This is a genomic window from Psychromonas antarctica, from assembly GCF_022267535.1.
Taxonomy (GTDB): Bacteria; Pseudomonadota; Gammaproteobacteria; order Enterobacterales; family Psychromonadaceae; genus Psychromonas; species Psychromonas antarctica.
Genome location: NZ_JAHNZV010000063.1, coordinates 1 through 16,774, shown reverse-complemented (window position 1 = coordinate 16,774; position 16,774 = coordinate 1). Strand labels below are relative to the sequence as shown.

14 protein-coding genes are annotated in these 16,774 nt (G+C 40.0%); 7 read left to right on the top strand and 7 right to left on the bottom strand.

What is annotated here, in order from left to right; all coding sequences use genetic code 11:
• Positions 1–164: 164 nt before the first annotated feature.
• Positions 165–602, top strand: coding sequence for a Holliday junction resolvase RuvX (ruvX, locus tag KSO91_RS12085; RefSeq protein ID WP_238743254.1), 438 nt, complete (start codon positions 165–167; stop codon positions 600–602).
• Between the two features lie 280 nt (positions 603–882).
• On the opposite strand, the gene KSO91_RS12080 is transcribed toward ruvX, so the two are convergent.
• Positions 883–1,422: a hemerythrin domain-containing protein gene (locus KSO91_RS12080; protein ID WP_238743253.1), complete on the bottom strand. Its 540-nt coding sequence runs from the start codon at positions 1,420–1,422 to the stop codon at positions 883–885.
• A gap of 145 nt (positions 1,423–1,567) precedes the next feature.
• A complete protein-coding gene (gene ung, locus KSO91_RS12075) occupies positions 1,568–2,218 on the bottom strand; it encodes a uracil-DNA glycosylase (RefSeq protein WP_238743252.1) in 651 nt (216 codons plus the stop codon).
• A gap of 359 nt (positions 2,219–2,577) precedes the next feature.
• On the opposite strand from ung, the gene grcA reads away from it, so the two are divergent.
• Positions 2,578–2,958: an autonomous glycyl radical cofactor GrcA gene (gene grcA, locus KSO91_RS12070; protein WP_238743251.1), complete on the top strand. Its 381-nt coding sequence runs from the start codon at positions 2,578–2,580 to the stop codon at positions 2,956–2,958.
• Positions 2,959–3,019: 61 nt separating this feature from the next.
• Here the strand turns inward: grcA and tesB are convergent, their stop codons facing one another.
• The 4 genes from tesB to thrA all read right to left on the bottom strand — a co-directional run bounded on the left by tesB (position 3,020) and on the right by thrA (position 8,751).
• Positions 3,020–3,883: an acyl-CoA thioesterase II gene (gene tesB / locus KSO91_RS12065; protein ID WP_238743250.1), complete on the bottom strand. Its 864-nt coding sequence runs from the start codon at positions 3,881–3,883 to the stop codon at positions 3,020–3,022.
• Positions 3,884–3,954: 71 nt separating this feature from the next.
• Entirely contained in the window at positions 3,955–5,232 is a 1,278-nt protein-coding gene (gene thrC / locus KSO91_RS12060) for a threonine synthase (RefSeq protein WP_238743249.1), read from the bottom strand.
• The gene (gene thrB, locus KSO91_RS12055; protein WP_238743248.1) at positions 5,229–6,185 is read right to left on the bottom strand and encodes a homoserine kinase; all 957 of its coding nucleotides are present in this window, start codon (positions 6,183–6,185) and stop codon (positions 5,229–5,231) included. The genes thrC and thrB overlap by 4 nt, the downstream gene beginning before the upstream one ends.
• Before the next feature lie 103 nt (positions 6,186–6,288).
• A complete protein-coding gene (gene thrA, locus KSO91_RS12050; RefSeq protein WP_238743247.1) occupies positions 6,289–8,751 on the bottom strand; it encodes a bifunctional aspartate kinase/homoserine dehydrogenase I in 2,463 nt (820 codons plus the stop codon).
• A 698-nt stretch (positions 8,752–9,449) separates the two neighbouring features.
• Here thrA and arcA point away from each other — a divergent pair.
• The 5 genes from arcA (at position 9,450) to KSO91_RS12025 (ending at position 15,687) form a co-directional block, all read left to right on the top strand.
• The gene (gene arcA / locus KSO91_RS12045; RefSeq protein ID WP_238743246.1) at positions 9,450–10,169 is read left to right on the top strand and encodes a two-component system response regulator ArcA; all 720 of its coding nucleotides are present in this window, start codon (positions 9,450–9,452) and stop codon (positions 10,167–10,169) included.
• A 947-nt stretch (positions 10,170–11,116) separates the two neighbouring features.
• On the top strand, positions 11,117–12,235 hold the full coding sequence (gene fruB, locus KSO91_RS12040; RefSeq protein WP_238743245.1) for a fused PTS fructose transporter subunit IIA/HPr protein: 1,119 nt from the start codon (positions 11,117–11,119) through the stop codon (positions 12,233–12,235).
• Positions 12,232–13,182, top strand: a complete 951-nt coding sequence (gene pfkB / locus KSO91_RS12035; RefSeq protein ID WP_238743244.1) for a 1-phosphofructokinase — start codon at positions 12,232–12,234, stop codon at positions 13,180–13,182. Before fruB ends, pfkB begins: the two co-directional genes overlap by 4 nt.
• A 13-nt stretch (positions 13,183–13,195) precedes the next feature.
• The gene (fruA, locus tag KSO91_RS12030; protein ID WP_238743243.1) at positions 13,196–14,920 is read left to right on the top strand and encodes a PTS fructose transporter subunit IIBC; all 1,725 of its coding nucleotides are present in this window, start codon (positions 13,196–13,198) and stop codon (positions 14,918–14,920) included.
• A gap of 293 nt (positions 14,921–15,213) precedes the next feature.
• Entirely contained in the window at positions 15,214–15,687 is a 474-nt protein-coding gene (locus KSO91_RS12025) for an RpiB/LacA/LacB family sugar-phosphate isomerase (RefSeq protein WP_238743242.1), read from the top strand.
• Between the two features lie 95 nt (positions 15,688–15,782).
• Here the strand turns inward: KSO91_RS12025 and cra are convergent, their stop codons facing one another.
• Positions 15,783–16,766 (bottom strand): catabolite repressor/activator, encoded by a 984-nt coding sequence (gene cra / locus KSO91_RS12020; protein WP_238743241.1) that lies wholly within the window; start codon positions 16,764–16,766, stop codon positions 15,783–15,785.
• Between the last annotated feature and the right edge of the window lie 8 nt (positions 16,767–16,774).

Below are 16,774 nucleotides of genomic sequence, written 5' to 3'. Positions count from 1 at the left end.
GCTGTTAGTTTTGCGTAGTTCAAGGCGAATCATCGCAGCAATAACTGGTTATTGCTAGATGATTTAACGCAGAAATACGCGTAAATAACGGTACTGTATCGTTTAGCTTATCCAGAATTGAGGTTACCTAGCAATCTCTAATAAAAAAGGCGACTACAGTAAAAATGACAGAAAAAAGCAACAGCCCCTCAAGATTACTCGGTTTCGATTTCGGCACCAAAAGTATCGGGGTCGCAACAGGGCAAATGATCACGGCAACAGCGCAACCGATTGCAGCTATTAAAGCAAATGATGGCATTCCAGACTGGGCTATTCTTGAAAAGTTAATTAATGAATGGCGTCCAGATTTAGTTGTTATCGGCCTGCCACTGAATATGGATGGTACAGAGCAACCGATAACCCAACGAGCTAAGAAATTTGCAAATCGTTTGAATGGCCGCTTCGGCGTAAAAACGGCACTGCAAGATGAACGCCTCACAACGGCCAGTGCCAAAGAATTTATCTTTGCAAACGGCGGGTATAAGGCACTTGATAAAGGCAAAATAGACAGCGTCTCGGCGGCATTAATTTTAGAAAGCTGGATGGAAAGTTATTACGGGTAGATAGCTTTTTTCAATTAACTTAATACTGAGCAATGAAAGTATAATTATCTTTAATTACAAAAGTTAAGTAAAATAATGCACTTTGATGACCATACAACCGTACATGAGTCGATATTTTAAGAGGCTGTAATAGAGTGTAATAGAATTCGCTTTACTGATGGGTTATGCTTGTTCGGCTAAAGTAATTGCAGGAAAAATTAACAGATATGATTTGCAGTGCCCTTTGCCCTCTTTTAAAGAGGGCTTTTTTTTAGTCTTAAAAACTGAGCGCCCACAACTATTACTTTTTCTTAATGTAACTTGCTAATGTACGGTACTGCTCTGCAATATCGTCACCAAATAATGGATCTTTATAAGCTTCATGTTGCCATTGGCGTTGCAGATTAGACCAATCATCAGCGGACAAACTTTCTTTAATTAAAGGCAGAACTTCCTGCTCTTCAAAAACTAAGTGCGCAGAATTAAGGTTCACAAAATTGCGCAATTTTTCAATACAGAGCGCGGTGGGAACAATGGCATCAAGTAAAATCATGTCTAATAACTCATCTAACTCGATGGTCGCATTTTTTATTGTTTTATGCTCTTCAGACAAGCGAATTGAGAGCTCTTTCGGCGCATCACGATATTTTAAATAATAATCATAAATAAGATCTTCCATAGGATGATGATATTTATCTGAATAATTTCTTAAATAAGAGATCACTGTTTTAATTAAACGATAATCTATCTTTTCATCTTTTTCTAACAATTGAATTTTTTTTCTTAAAAGGGTTAAAAGAAGATTCATATTGGCATGATCATTATGGATAGTCGATAGCATAATAAATACTCTGTAATATTGAAAAGAGTGATCAGTATAACCATTTTCTATAAATAAACCGCTGAACTAAATCACATTACCTATTAAATCTTTACTTACCCATCTAACGACTTGATAAAACGGAAATATAGCCTGATCTGTTCACTTACCAATTGATTCGTGTTTCTTCCCTTTGGCTTATTAGCAGATTAACCTGTTTAAAGTGGTCACAGCCGAGAAAACCACGATATGCAGATAAAGGTGATGGATGTGTTGATTTTAAAACCGTGTGCCTTTGTGTGTCGATTAATCTCCCTTTTTTATGCGCATAGCTGCCCCATAGTAGAAAAATCACCCCTCTTTTGTGTTTATTTATTTCACTAATTATATTATCAGTAAAAGTCTCCCACCCTTTCGATGCATGGCTACCAGCATGGCCCTTTTCGACCGTTAACACTGAATTTAACAATAACACGCCTTGTTTAGCCCAATGCGTTAAATTACCCGATTCAGGCATTGTATAATCGGGCAGGCTCCTTGCTAATTCCTTATAAATATTACGCAATGAAGGCGGTATTTTTACTCCATCAGGCACTGAAAAACTCAAACCATGTGCTTGATTATCTCCATGATAAGGATCCTGCCCCAAAATAACCACTTTGATATTTTCCAATGGCGCCAAATCCATTGCATGAAAGCACAGTGCTTGAGGTGGAAAAATGATTTTTCCTAAATCTTTTTGATCTTGCAAAAATTGCTGCAGATTTTGGTAATAAGGCATCTGCGCTTGTCGCGCTATAAATTTATTCCAACACATGTAAAATTCCTTTCTCTTTGTGACTTAAAATAATTGTCTTACTAAGCCATTTGTAACAAAAAATCCAAAGTATAACAACAATGCAACACTGCAAAGCAAGGTGTATTGAGTCCTGTTAAAATTGACACAGAACAAAATAATAAAGAACAACTCACAACAGCATTAAAAAATCCCTGATTTAAATCAATTAAATCGGAATTAACCCTTAAAAAAAATATGTGATTATTGATTTACATCAATCAATGCAACCCATATAATAAATTCAGATTGATTAAACAGAGCGTGAAAATGCTAAGTTTATTACGGAATTGTAAAATTATTGCAATATCCATTTATTAACTTTAATTAAGGAGCTTCCCATGGCTTTAGGAATCCAAATCACTAAATCTGAAAATTCATCTCTACTTAACTCATTTTGGTTATTAGACGAAGCAAACGCTCAAGCACGCTGTTTATGTGTTAAAGATAATGCTTATGCGGAAGATCAAATTGTCTCTATTGCCGATCTAGGTGAGATAGAATACAAAGAGATCGCAGTTCAAGCACCTGCTGCGCAAGAGGGTGGTCAACACTTAAACGTAAATGTGCTTAGGAGAGAGACTCTACAAGACGCAATCGACCATCCAGAAAAATACCCCCAGTTAACGATTCGTGTATCTGGTTATGCTGTTCGTTTCAATTCTTTAACTGCAGAGCAAAAAGCAGATGTAATGACACGTACATTTACCGAATCACTATAACTTTAGTTTTTTATAAAATAAAAAGGGAAGTACAAACTTCCCTTTTTCAAAATAATAAACATCATTTTGCCCTTTGCCTAATCAGACCTTCTTGAATAGTCGATGCCACCAATACTCCCTCTCGTGTGAAAATTTGTCCTCTTACCAAACCACGCCCATCGGATGCGACACTACTTTCGACCGAGTACAAGAGCCATTCATCCAAACGAAAATCATGATGAAACCACATTGAATGATCCACTGTAACCACTTGCATCCCTTCACTGTAATAGGAGACACCATGCGGCTGCAGTGCAGTAAGCAAAAAATTAAAATCAGAAGCGTAAGCCAATAAATAACGATGAATACTTAGATCATCCGGCATTTTACCATTTGCCTTAAACCACACCAAACGCTTAGCGGGCTCAACTTCTGGATCAATAGGATCGACAAAACTAACCGGTCGCATCTCAATTGGTTTCTCTGAAACCAACTTATCACGAGCTGCAATTGGTAGCATGTCAGTATGCAGCAACGCCATCTCCTGCTCAGAGATCAGATCTTCAGGAGCCGGGGCTATTGGCATTTTATCTTGATGCTCAAAACCACCTTCTTTAGCTTTAAAAGAAGCGGTCATATAAAAAATTGGCTGACCATTTTGGATTGCTTTGATACGCCGCGTTGACAATGTTTGTCCATCACGGATCCGCTTTACATCATATATAATGGGCTGATCAGTTTTACCTATGCGTAAAAAATAACAATGGAAGGAGTGCACCTGCCGGTCTTTTTCTAAGGTTTCTTTCGCCGCAGAGATAGCCTGCCCCATCACTTGTCCACCAAAAACCACCCCGAGTCCCAGATCCTGACTTTTGCCACGAAATAGATTCTCTTCTAGTTTTTCTAAACTCAGCTGATCTAAAAGATCATTTAATACTTTACCCATATCAAGCTCTCCAAAACAAAAAAGAGCGTGTAGTACGCTCTTTGTTATTCATATTTTTCTATTTCAATGACTTATAATGCCATCAATAGTTCTCGAACTTTTGCAAAATCTGCCGGGAACTCTTTTGAAAGCAATGCTAAATCAGCGCGAGCAGCAAGTGCTTCAGGAATAAAAATGCCTCGTCCTAAAATAGCTTCGACACTCTCTTTAAATTTAGCTGGATGCGCAGTACATAAGAATAAACCCGTTTCGTTATCTTTTAACTGATTTGTTAACTCTCGGTATGCAATTGCGCCATGTGGCTCACATAAATAACCTAATTTATCCATTTCAACCAAGGTAACTTTAGTTTCTGCATCGCTTATTTTACCGTAACCCAATTCAGATAACGACCAACCTTTCACTGCAAAAAGCTCTTCAATACGCGGCCAATTATTTGGTTGACTAACATCCATCGCATTTGAAAGAGTCGCAATTGTTGTTTTAGGCGACCAATGACCATTCTGCAAATAACGAGGCACTGTATCATTTTCATTCGTTGCCGCAATAAAACGTTTGATTGGTAATCCCAGAGATTTAGCGAGTAACCCCGCGGTTAAATCACCAAAATTTCCACTCGGCACTGACACAACTAAATTTTCACGTTGGGCAACACTTAATTGGGCAAAAGCTTCAAAGTAATAACAAATTTGAGCCAGTAAACGGCTGATATTAATTGAATTAGCAGAGTTTAAGCCAATTGTTTTTTTCAATTCTTGATCATCAAATGCCTGCTTAACCATTGCCTGACAGTCATCAAACGTACCTTCAATCGCAATCGTGGTTATATTGCCGCCAAGCGTACAAAATAGTTTCTCTTGTAGCGGACTAATTTTTCCTTTGGGATAAAGGATCACCACATCAATATTATCCATACCATAAAAGGCATGAGCAACAGCAGCACCAGTATCACCCGATGTTGCCGTTAAAATAGTAATTCTCCCATCATCTTTAAAGTGTGCTAGACATTGCGCCATAAAACGGCCGCCAAAATCCTTAAATGCTAAAGTTGGACCATGAAAAAGCTCTAAAGCACTAATTCTATCCGTCACTTTTTTAACGGGCGCAGCAAAAGTAAAAGCTTTTGATACAATACTATGAAGCATTTCTTTGCTTAGTTCATCACCAATTAAATGAGATAAAATTTCAGTTGAACGATCAACAAGATTCATTGCTAATAATGCATCAATATTTTCAAGCGGAGAGATTGTTTCCGGGAAAAAAAGCCCCTGTCCACGTCCTAGACCTTGTTTTACTGCTTGTTGAAAATTGACCTGTTCACTGCTGTCTTTGAGGTTGTATAAATTCATAGTTCTGTTCCTAGCACGCGAGCACCCTGTTGATCAAGGTGGCAAATATGACAAAATCCTTCATCATTTTGGAGAAAGTTTTCTGTTAACCAATTTTGTAATGATTGAGCTTGCTTGAGATCGGTCATTACAGTAAAGACTGTTGGTCCCGACCCAGAAATTCCCATTGCTAACGCACCGCTCTGCTCAGCATAAAGGCGCGCTTCTTTAAAACCTGGAATTAACTGTGAACGATAAGGCTCAGCAATCACATCTTTAAGCATTTTGGCAGCCAGCTCAGGCTGATTGCTGTAGCTTGCATGAACAAAGGCACCCAAGCGGCGTCCATAAGTAAGAGCATCACTCAAGCGATATTGTGCAGGTAAAATATCTCGCGCTACAGAGGTGGAGATACTAATCCCCGGATAAGCTACGACCCAATACCACTCTTTAAAAGAGGGGATATTTTGACTGATAATGCCACCTTCGTTGATCATCAGTTGCAGTCCGCCTAAGTAGCAAGGTGCCACATTATCGTAATGCACGCTACCACTGATCTGCCCTTCCATTTCCCCCATTAAGGTCAACATGCTTGTCTTATCAAGTAGATAATCATGCCAAGCATTAAGTGCTTCGAGTGCCGCGACAATTGAGCTTGAACTAGATCCTAAACCGCTGCCTACGGGTAAATTTTTCTCAAGGATCATTTTAACCGGCAGAATCTCTTTATTACGTTTGCTTAAGGCTGCTTTGTAACCTAAATAACATTGGTAAACAATATTACTTTTAGAGTCAGTTGGTAGTTTATGTGCGTAACGACCAATACACTCTAAAGAGAAACCATAATCACCTCTTGATACTTTTACGCGATCACCGAGTAATTCGCCATTGATAGGCGCGAGAGCACCCCCTAATACATCAAAACCTACGCTGACATTTGCTGTCGAGGCAGGAGCATATGCTACAACACTCATTTAAAACTCCTGTTTCTGAATATTTACCGTTGTACGTAATACTAAAAACCGGGAACAGCGACTTTGTCTATAGGTCACATCTGCGACTAATTTATAAGACATATTAAAACTCCTGTTTCCAATTTAGTGTGCGCAATAAATCCGCAAAGACGCCTGCCGCAGTCACTTCTGTCCCAGCTCCATAACCACGTAATACCAGCGGTATTGGCTGATAATACTGACTATAGAAAGCTAATGCATTTTCACCATCTTTCACTTTGTTAAGGGGATCATCCGCATCAACAGCTTTAATACTACAACGACACTTACCATCTGTGATACTACCGATATAACGCAATACTTGGCCTTTCTCATTAGCTTTTTCTTGCAGCTCTTTAAAATAAGCATCAGCCTCGGGTAGACGTGCCATAAACTCGTCTGCGGTGCCACTATCATCGAAACCAGGTGGTAATGCCTGCTCTATTTCAACATCTTTAAGTGATAAATTCATGCCGGCTTCACGCGCTAAAATAAGTAATTTACGGGCAACATCAGTGCCACTTAAATCATCTCGGGGATCCGGCTCTGTGAAGTTTAAGTTACGCGCTTGCTTGGTCACTTCAGAGAATGCGACCCCCTCATCTAATTTACCAAAGATAAATGATAAGGATCCCGATAAAATACCATTAAATTTAACTAACTGATCACCTGCATTAAATAGATTCTGCATATTTTCAATAACAGGTAACCCCGCACCCACATTAGTATCGTATAAGAATTTCCGACGTTTCATTAAGGCGGTTAAACGTAACTGCTGATAATAAGCCATACTACTTGTATTGGCTTTTTTATTAGCAGTGACCACATGAAAGCCGGCTCCTAAAAAGTCTATATAGCGCGCAGCGATAGCATCATCACTAGTACAGTCAACAATCACAGGGTTAATAATATGAGAATCATCAACCAGCGCTTGCATGTGCGACAACGATAAAACTTCTGTTGCCTCTTTTAAACTTTCGCGCCAATTGGCTAATTCGATACCTTGTTCATCCATTAGCATCACCCGGCTATTGGCGATACCACAGACGCGGATATGGATATTACGCTCCGATAATCGCGCTTGCTGACGATAAACCTGATCAACCAAGGCACCACCTACACCACCGCAACCAATCAGAAACATATCGATATATTGCACACTAGCGAAGAATTTTTGATGGCAAGCGATCACCGCTTGTTTGGCTTTTTCTTCCGCGACGACGACTGAAATAGAACGTTCTGATGAACCTTGCGCAATGGCCGTAATATTAATTGACGCTTCTGTTAAAGCAGTAAGGAATCGAGCCGCGATACCTTTCGCTTCTTTCATGCCATCTCCCACCAGGGAGATAATCGCTTGTTTATCAACCAGTTCAATTGGTTCTAATAAATTATTTTTAAATTCAAGCCTAAATTCTTCATTTAATGCATCTAAGGCTTTTTCAGTATCACTTGAAGCGATACAGAAACTTAAACTATATTCAGAAGACGATTGAGTGATCAAAATAATCGATACACGCGCACGCGAAACCGTAGTAAATATTCGACCAGCCATGCCAACAATGCCTTTCATACCGGTACCTGAAATACTTAACATGGTCAGTGCTTTGAGATCTGATATCCCCTTAACCTGCATGGATTGATCGTCGAGGCCATCACCAATAAGCGTCCCACTTGCTTGCGGGTTATGAGTGTTTTTAATTAAACAAGGTATATGGTGCTGCGCAATCGGCGCGATTGTTTTAGGATGCAGCACTTTAGCACCAAAATAAGAAAGCTCCATCGCTTCGGCATAACTTAATGAACGGAGTAATTTGGCATCTTTTACCAAACGAGGATCACAACTATAAATACCATCTACATCAGTCCAAATTTCACAGCATTCCGCTTTCAAACATGCCGCTAAAACTGCCGCTGAATAATCAGAGCCGTTACGCCCAAGCACTAATGTTTCCCCCTGCTCATTACCCGCAGTAAAACCGGGCATTAAATAAATTGCATTTTTAATAATAGCTTGCTTTGCAAACTTAGCCGACGATGCTTCAATATCGATTTGCGCTTCAAGATAACCGCCTTTATATGCAATTAATTTTTCTTGCGGCTTAATCACCTCAACCAGATGCCCTTTGGCAATCAAAAGTTGTTTCATGCAAGCAACACTAAGCAGCTCACCCTTACTTAGAATTTGCGCTTCAATATTTGCGGGACATTGTGCTAATAAACGCACGCCCTCTAGCAAATTAGTTAAATGCGCCAGTTCCTGCTCAAAAATAGTTTTTAAAAGACCATCGGCAAATTCTGAGTAAGCATTTTTTAGGTTTTTAATTAGTTCAGCAAAAATACGCTGAATATCGATTAAATTACTCTCGGCAGAGAGGCCCTGACTGGTTTTTTCGACAACCGCCACCAAATTATTGGTGACCCCCGCTGGTGCGGATAAAACCAATGCGATTTGTGACTGTTGCTGATTGCTGATAGCAATATCTGCAACTTGATTAAAACGTTCGGCATTTGCTAATGATGTGCCACCAAATTTAAGTACGCGCATTTAAACGATCCCTGCTGTAATACAAAAAACCCGCAGATAACCGCGGGTTCATAAAAGCTATGATTTATTTCATAAATTCAACATGAGCGGGCCACTTCTTAGCGAAGGCCCCTGAATAAAAGTTAAATTGGTGAAATAAGACATAAACCATAGTGTTTTTGTTACTTTAATTGTTATTTTTAATAGTTGTAGGGCTATCATAACAAAGCTTTATCTTGACTGAAACAATTGACGCTTTAGTAATGTAACTTTTCTTCACAAAAACCGATTGACGAACATCTCAACGGCTACATTTATACGTTTTTAATATTATCAGCCCTGATCTCTCGTTCAAAATCACGGCGGCAGCCACCAAGCAGTTGATGCACATCAATGAACAACCTATATTTATACTTATTTGCTGACATTACAGTTGTTATGTGAATGTTAAGTAATTATAGTGATTTCCTTAATTGTAGAGGAACAAACAAGTAGCCTATAACTCTTTATAAGTAGTTTTTTTAAACTTGTAGCACTTTTCTTCACAAAAAATCATAAATGTAAAAGTATTGTTTAAAAAAATAACTAAACGTTAATTATTTTAAAATGAGAAAGACATAAGAAACTAACAACTTTCTTATCCCTGTTTGCTTTAACGTTTTGAAAATTGCCCAGTTTAGGCCGTTCGCATATACAGAATTTAAAAATAGGAGTTCCTCATGTCCACAGCAAATATACTCATTGTTGAAGATGAATTAGTCACCCGCAATATGTTAAAAAGTGTTTTTGAAGCAGAAGGTTACAATGTTTTAGAAGCGAATGATGGCGATCAGATGCAACAGATCATCAAAGAAAACAGTAATATTAACCTCATTATTATGGATATCAATTTACCCGGAAAAAATGGCTTACTACTTGCCAGAGAACTTCGTGAAAATCAGAATATTGCACTGATTTTCTTAACGGGTCGTGATAATGAAGTGGATAAAATATTGGGTTTAGAAATTGGCGCAGATGATTATATCACCAAACCCTTTAATCCTCGGGAATTGACTATCCGCATCCGTAATTTGCTAACCCGCACTATGCAAGAAAACCTCTATTTTGAAGAGGTACGAGAAAAAGTAGAAAACTATAAATTTAACGGTTGGACGCTTGAGATTGATAGTCGATCATTAATCAGCCCGAATGGCGATCTCTTTAAATTACCACGTAGTGAGTTTAGAGCCATTCTGCATTTCATTGAAAATCCCGGGAAAATACAAACACGGGCGGAACTGTTATTGAAAATGACCGGACGTGAATTAAAAGCACACGATCGTACTGTTGATGTAACAATCCGCCGCATCCGTAAGCATTTTGAAAGTATTCCGGAAGCGCCTGAAATCATCGCAACCATTCATGGTGAGGGTTATCGTTTCTGCGGACAAATCGAATAAAATACAATGTCACTATCAATCAAGAATTCAACAAGGTGCTTTTTTAAGCACCTTGTTTTTGGGGAAAGTTCCGACTTGCAGCCAAACTAACGCAAGCAATCTTCGCATATCAAATATTGATAGCAAATCTACTCATATCGCCAAAGTAACTAAAAAGGGAGCACTATAGCTTATTAAAATCCCCCTAACTGCGTTGTCAATTTGGTTCACAACATCGTGTTTTTCGCCACTTAGTGGTCAGCTCAAGCGGTTCAAAATCATTCCATAGAGTTTCAACTATTTCCTACAACTCACGTCTTGGTAGTGTTATTTTTTCCTACGTAATACTTGATCTCTGTATTACTTCCTTTGCTATTATCTATTGATTTATGCTTATAAAATTAATACTAGCTACATGTAAATTATATTTACATTTTTTATTTCTAAATCAAAAAAAATAGTTACTGTAATCAGCACATTGCTTCCCTGGACTTTCCCCCGAGCCCCAAATAGATCATCTAGTGAGTGAGTGAAACTTGTATCCTTCAAAATAACGAAAACAGTAACTGCATCTCACTGCCTATTTAATACAAAGTGCTTACCCCATAACTTAAGGATTCAAATATCTTCAAAGCACTTGATGAGCAATTCCGCAACACCTAATATGATACAGATCACATCACAAAGGATAAGTGAATATATCTGCTTAAAAAAGTTGCACTAAATGCTGAAACGATTCAGTATTGTTACTGAATCGTTTCAGTATTAAAGTGAGCAGATTATTATCTGTTTTAAATAGTGATATCCCTTTATAAATAATTTAATAGTCAGTTGATTGCTGCGCCAGCACCCACTTCTATTTATTACAGGGAAATAACTGCGAATAAACAACTTTACTTGTCTGAATATTTTTTTATTGCCAGCTGAATCTGCTCAGTCAAGGCAAGCTGAAATAAGGTAGATAAACTATGTTAACAATTAACAACAGTGATATTGTGCTTTCACAAGTAGCTGTAAATAAAACCGAGGCGATAACATCTGTCGCTGCCAGTCTGACAGAAAAAGGCTATGTTGAAGCCGGTTACCGAGAGGGTATGCTGGGACGAGAAGCGCAAACTTCCACTTTTTTAGGTAACGGCATCGCCATTCCCCATGGCACCACAGATACGCGCGACATGGTCAATAAAACAGGTGTTATTGTGCACCACTTCCCAGAGGGAGTAGATTGGGGGGATGATAATACTGTGTATCTGGCAATCGGTATCGCCGCCAAATCAGATGAGCATTTAACTATTCTGACCCAACTCACCAAAGTACTTTCTACCGATGGCGTTGAAGATCTGCTTAAAAACGCAACCAAAGCTGACACTATTGTCGATTTACTGTCAGGTAAAGTACAAAGTGAGACTGAATTTAACAGTGAGCTGATCCAACTCAATGGATCCGCAAGCGATCTAACCGCGCTTAGTGCAAACGCGGCCAACTTAATAAAAAATCAAGGCTTAGTCAATGATACCTTTGTTAACGAAACAGCAGGTAATGCCACCAATTTGGGCCAAGGTCTTTGGTTAACAAGCAGCTGTCAGGGCGTCACCAAAACAGCATTATCTTTTGTTACAAGTGCGCAGACATTACAAAGCCAAGGTCAGCCAGTAAAAGGGCTACTTTGTGTTGCCAGTAATAGTGCGTTACATCTGAAAAACCTAAACTTTCTGACGGCACTTTTATACAGCAATAAAATCGACAAATTATTAAGCGCTTCCGAAAAAGAGATTGTGACGTTATTAACTCAAGAGCTGCTCGAAGGTAGCCAACAAACCTTTACCATTAAAAATCCCCATGGTTTACACGCCCGCCCAGGGGCTATGTTAGTGCATACTGCAAAACAGTTTAAAGCCAAAATCCAGATGACCAACTTAGACGGAACCAGTAAAACAGAAAATGCCAAAAGCCTGATGAAAGTAATGACGCTAGGCGTTAAATTTGGTAATAAGTTACAGTTTACTGCGCAAGGAGAAGATGCAGAAGCAGCGCTCATTGCAATCGGCAAAGCCATTGAGGCAGGTTTAGGTGAGAAAATCGCATGAAGACAAAATTAAAAGTTGTTACGGTTACGTTAAATCCCGCCTTAGATCTGACCGGTTCACTTGATACGCTTTCAACTGGGAGTGTCAATTTGATTGATACAGGTAGCCTACACCCCGCAGGAAAAGGGATTAATGTTGCCAAAGTACTCGCTGAACTGGGCGCACAGGTAACCGTTACCGGTTTGCTAGGCCGGGATAATCAAGAACCCTTTGTACAACTCTTTGACTCTCTAGACATAACAGACAGATTTATCCGAGTAGGCGGTGCTAGTCGCATCAATGTAAAAATAGTTGAAAAGTCAGGACAAGTAAGCGATCTCAATTTTCCCGGTGTCACCGTGAAAGAAGATGAGATAAAACGATTTGAAGACACTTTATTCGCACTTGCTCAATCCCACGACGTTTTTGTAATCGCTGGTAGCTTAGCGCAAGGCGTTTCAACTGAATATCTAGCGACCTGGATTAAAAAATTACAGACGGCCGGTAAAAAAGTATTCTTTGACAGTAGCAATCAAGCCTTAGCAGCTGGTATTGGAGCTTGCCCTTTCCTCATTAAACCCAATGATGATGAACTCAGCACGATTGTGGGCCATGCGCTAAATACGACTTCTGATATCACTGTGGCAGCAGAAAAACTACACCAGCAAGGCTGTGAAAATGTAGTCATTTCGATGGGTCATAAAGGCGTACTTTGGCTTGATCAATCAGGTTGGATCCAATCTACACCACAAAAAATGGATGTTGTTAGCACTGTTGGTGCTGGCGATACACTGGTCGCTGGACTTTGCTGGGCACAGCTAAACCAGTGGGGAAAATCACAAAGTTTACGTTTTGCAACAGCGCTGGCTGCATTTGCTGTAATGCAAATAGGCGTCGGCGTAGAAGACATCACTAAAGTACATGCCATGCAAGAAAAGATAAAAATAACTCAATTGCCCCGTATATAAAAGGACTGAAAAAATGAAATTAGCGATAGTAACCGCCTGCCCAAGTGGCATAGCCAACAGTGTTATTGCTGCCGGCTTAATGAAAAAAGCAGCAAGTGAATTAAACTGGGAAATTAATATTGAATGCCAATCGACAATTATCCCCGTTGATACCCTAACTCAAGCACAAATTGAAGCTGCCGATTGCATCGTTATTGCAGCCAACACAACAGTCGACAACAGTCGTTTTAAAGGCAAAAAAGTTTATCAATCTAATATTGCTGAATGTCTTACCGATGTAAAAGACTACCTGCAAAATGCAGTTGAAAAAGCACAACTGCTTACTCAGGTTACACAAGCGGCCGCACCTTCACCATCCGCTAAGAAAATTGTCGCTATTACCGCCTGCCCGACTGGTGTTGCCCATACGTTTATGGCCGCAGCAGCCTTAGAAGAGGAAAGTAAACGCTTAGGTTATGAAATTAAAGTTGAAACACGCGGCTCAGTGGGTGCAAAAAACCAATTAACAGCAGATGATATTAGCGCAGCTGACTTAGTGATTATTGCGGCCGATATCGAAGTGGATTTAGCACGCTTTGCCGGTAAAAAACTGTACAAAACCAGCACCGGTTTAGCCCTTAAGAAAACCAACCAAGAGATCAATAACGCATTTGCACAAGCAACGGTTTATCAAAGCCAAGAAGGCGGCAGATCAGCTGATAATGTAAAAGAAAAGACAGGCGTATATAAACACCTCATGACAGGTGTATCACATATGCTACCAGTGGTCGTTGCTGGGGGATTATTAATAGCACTTTCTTTTGTCTTCGGTATCGAAGCTTTCAAAGAAGAAGGCACTCTGGCTGCTGCATTAATGACGATTGGTGGAGCTTCTGCCTTTGCCCTTATGATACCCGTTTTATCCGGCTTTATAGCATTCTCGATTGCCGACCGACCAGGACTTGCTCCCGGTTTAATTGGCGGAATGCTCGCAAGCTCAACTGGCGCAGGCTTTCTTGGCGGCATAATAGCGGGTTTCTTAGCAGGTTACGTGGCTAAATTTATCGCCGACAAAGTTAATCTACCTGAATCCATGGCGGCTCTCAAACCTATCTTAATCATTCCATTAGTAGCGAGCTTAGTGACTGGTTTAGTGATGATTTATGTCGTCGGTGCTCCGGTTTCTGCAATCATGGCATCACTCACACAATTCCTTGCCAATATGGGTTCAGCGAATGCGATCTTACTGGGCACTTTGCTTGGTGCAATGATGTGTTTCGATTTAGGTGGCCCGGTAAACAAAACAGCGTACACTTTTGGTGTTGGCCTATTAGCATCGCAAACCTATGCGCCGATGGCGGCGATTATGGCTGCCGGCATGGTACCTCCGCTGGGTATGGGACTGGCAACATTCTTAGCTAAATCCAAATTTATCAAAGCAGAAGCGGAAGCGGGTAAAGCCGCATTTGTATTAGGCCTATGCTTTATCTCTGAAGGTGCTATCCCTTTTGCGGCTAAAGATCCAATGCGCGTGATCCCTTGTTGTATCGCAGGTGGTGCTTTAACAGGCGCTCTTTCTATGCTCTTCGGGGCTCAGCTACTAGCGCCACATGGCGGTTTATTTGTACTGCTTATCCCAGGGGCAATCAGTCCGGTCATGTTGTATTTGGGGGCGATTGCGGCAGGGACTGCCGTCACCGGCTTTAGCTATGCATTCCTAAAGAAAAGTGACAAGCAAGAAGCGCCAATTGCAGCTTGATTTAACGATCTTTCATCATTAGCTAACTGATAAACACCTCGGATTTTTGAATGGGGGTGTTTATCTAGTTGAGCAAGCTCGCAGCAAAGTAACTTATGATTTTAAACGCATAATAGATCTTAAAGCGAACGAAATACATGAACATCTACCACTGCTTTGCGAAAGCAGTAATATGGTCGTAGATGCGTAAGGCGCGATGAGTTAAACCACTAACGAATAATGGAATTATTCCGGCAAGTTGAGTGCGATATTCCGGTGCAAATTTATTCAGTTAATTTAAGAGGGTATATGTTATGAGAATTGCAATGGCGAGTGATCACGCAGGCTTTACTTTAAAAGAAGAGATAAAATTATTTTTACAAAATCAAGGTCACGAAATTTTAGATTTTGGTACAAGTAACGAAGACCCATGTGATTTACCCGATCACATTTATCCAGCAGCGATTGCAGTTGCAATGGGGAAAGCGGAACGCGGTATATTTATTGACGGAGTGGGTTATGGCAGCGCGATGATTGCCAATAAAATTTCCGGTTTGTATGCAGCTGTGTGCCAAGACCCTTTCTGTGCCCAATTAGCCCGCTCACACTCAAATACTAATATTCTTTGTATCGGCGCTAAAATTATTGGATCAGGCATTGCAGTGGAAATTGTCAATGCTTGGATGACAACTGACTTTTTGTGTGGTGAAGAAAAATACAGCAAACGCGTAGATAAAGTGGTCGCTATATCCGAAAACCACCTCAAACCGCTGCCTATTGTGAAATAAATAAAGACGCAAAACATGGCCGCAAGCGGTCGAGGCAGTTACAAATACAAATCAACTCACTCCTTAGGAAGCGACAGCGAGTGAGTAATCCAATGTTACCTTCTAACTAATTTGCGAGGAATAACCTCTATGCAAGGGTGGTAAATTCCCTTTGCAGCCGAGAGTGCAAGTTCAAGTGCTTTTTCTGCGATCAACTCAAATTGCTGAGGCAATGACTGGATCTTAACCGGTAAAAAGTCCAATAAACGGTTATCCCCAAAGGTTGCTAAATCAACACTTTTCAGTAATTTCGGATGCGCTAACAAACAATCTAGCACCCCCTCAAACAAAACATAAGAAGTAACCAATATTGCATCAGGAAAGCAGTCTTGATCAATCCACTGCTGTGCCAAAATACGACCTTGCTCGAGACTAAAGTGTTCGCCATAAGTACAGATATATTGAGGCGAGTTTGGCTGTTGTGAAAGTGCGGCTTTGAAGCCTTGCTCTCGCTCTTTAGATATACCAAGCTGAGGCACCGCACCAATCAACCCAATGCTATGTACATTTTTTTCGAGTAACGATTGAGTTAATTCAAGAGCCCCCTCTAAATCCTCACTTATGACACTAGCAAAAATTTCATCATCGAGATAACGATCTATCGCCACCACGGGCAAACCTTTAGCTTGAATTTCACGATAAAAGTTATTCTCCACAGCTAATACACTGGCGATGATAAGTACATCAATGCCTCTACTGACAAGATTAGAGACAACGCTCATTTCAGTATCAGGATCATCATCTGAGCACGAGATGACCAGTTGAAAGCCTTCTTTTCGAGCGTCTCTTTCTAACAGCTTAGCTAACTTAGCATAACTGGTATTTTCTAAATCAGGAATAACCAGACCGAAAGTATGACTATTACCGGCCCTTAAAGAGCTGGCAGCATAGTTAGGCTTGTAATTATATTTTGTCACTACGGCCATTACTTTTTTACGCGTTTTTTCACTGATCCGGTATTGAGCAGACTTACCATTTATAATGTAACTGGCTGTAGTGCGAGAAACACCTGCTAATTTAGCTATTTCTTGTAATGTCATTTAATATC

Bases quoted from the DNA above. Each gene is read 5' to 3' on its own strand.
- arcA (WP_238743246.1), top strand. From the start codon at position 9,450: ATGTCCACAGCAAATATACTCATTGTTGAAGATGAATTAGTCACCCGC.
- thrC (WP_238743249.1), bottom strand. From the start codon at position 5,232: ATGAATTTATACAACCTCAAAGACAGCAGTGAACAGGTCAATTTTCAA.
- fruB (WP_238743245.1), top strand. From the start codon at position 11,117: ATGTTAACAATTAACAACAGTGATATTGTGCTTTCACAAGTAGCTGTA.
- KSO91_RS12080 (WP_238743253.1), bottom strand. From the start codon at position 1,422: ATGCTATCGACTATCCATAATGATCATGCCAATATGAATCTTCTTTTA.
- KSO91_RS12025 (WP_238743242.1), top strand. From the start codon at position 15,214: ATGAGAATTGCAATGGCGAGTGATCACGCAGGCTTTACTTTAAAAGAA.
- fruA (WP_238743243.1), top strand. From the start codon at position 13,196: ATGAAATTAGCGATAGTAACCGCCTGCCCAAGTGGCATAGCCAACAGT.
- grcA (WP_238743251.1), top strand. From the start codon at position 2,578: ATGGCTTTAGGAATCCAAATCACTAAATCTGAAAATTCATCTCTACTT.
- ung (WP_238743252.1), bottom strand. From the start codon at position 2,218: ATGTGTTGGAATAAATTTATAGCGCGACAAGCGCAGATGCCTTATTAC.
- thrA (WP_238743247.1), bottom strand. From the start codon at position 8,751: ATGCGCGTACTTAAATTTGGTGGCACATCATTAGCAAATGCCGAACGT.
- tesB (WP_238743250.1), bottom strand. From the start codon at position 3,883: ATGGGTAAAGTATTAAATGATCTTTTAGATCAGCTGAGTTTAGAAAAA.
- cra (WP_238743241.1), bottom strand. From the start codon at position 16,766: ATGACATTACAAGAAATAGCTAAATTAGCAGGTGTTTCTCGCACTACA.
- ruvX (WP_238743254.1), top strand. From the start codon at position 165: ATGACAGAAAAAAGCAACAGCCCCTCAAGATTACTCGGTTTCGATTTC.
- pfkB (WP_238743244.1), top strand. From the start codon at position 12,232: ATGAAGACAAAATTAAAAGTTGTTACGGTTACGTTAAATCCCGCCTTA.
- thrB (WP_238743248.1), bottom strand. From the start codon at position 6,185: ATGAGTGTTGTAGCATATGCTCCTGCCTCGACAGCAAATGTCAGCGTA.